Genomic DNA, 522 nt, shown 5'->3' with positions numbered 1-522 from the left:
CGCCCGCACCGATGCGGATGGAGGACGTAGCGTTGCCGATATGCGCCAGCACCACCGATGTCGCCGCGCTGGCAATGCCGGTCATGCCGTGATGTTCGGCGGTCCAATAGCGTGTGAAACCGAGCCGCTCGACATGCGCGGCAAGGTCGGCGGCATTGGCCAAGGCTTGCGCAACGCTGCCGCCTTCGATGACGGGGACGAGATCGAGCAGGGAATAATGGGTCATAAGAGGGATGTGGGGAGGCCAGCGGGTGTTTCAAAGCCCCTCCCCTTCAGGGGAGGGGTTGGGGTGGGGCCTCTCCCAGCGATCCGACGCCTGTGCCAGCGCGATCACGACCGCATCGAAGACCCCTTCGAGTTTCGCCATCACATCGTGGTTCGATACCCGCAGCACGCGGAAGCCTAACCCCGCCAGCACATCGTCGCGCAGCCGGTCCTTGGCTTCATCATGCGTATCGCCATCGACTTCGACGATCAGCGCCTTTTGCGGGCAGACGAAGTCGGCAATGCAGCGGCCGATGA

The 522-nt window shown here is 63.8% G+C and carries 2 protein-coding genes; both read right to left on the bottom strand.

Annotated elements, in window-relative coordinates; all coding sequences use genetic code 11:
* Positions 1 to 226 (bottom strand): LLM class flavin-dependent oxidoreductase (locus tag AACY52_RS30050; protein WP_339561339.1); only part of this gene is annotated, 226 nt, incomplete at its 3' end.
* 30 nt (positions 227 to 256) lie between these two features.
* The coding region (locus tag AACY52_RS30045; protein WP_339561338.1) for a DUF559 domain-containing protein at positions 257 to 522 on the bottom strand (266 nt) is incomplete at its 5' end.

It is taken from the genome of Pseudomonas sp. EA_65y_Pfl1_P113, from assembly GCF_963970525.1.
Lineage (GTDB): Bacteria > Pseudomonadota > Gammaproteobacteria > Pseudomonadales > Pseudomonadaceae > Aquipseudomonas > Aquipseudomonas tritici.
This window is presented reverse-complemented; position numbering and strand designations above follow the sequence as displayed.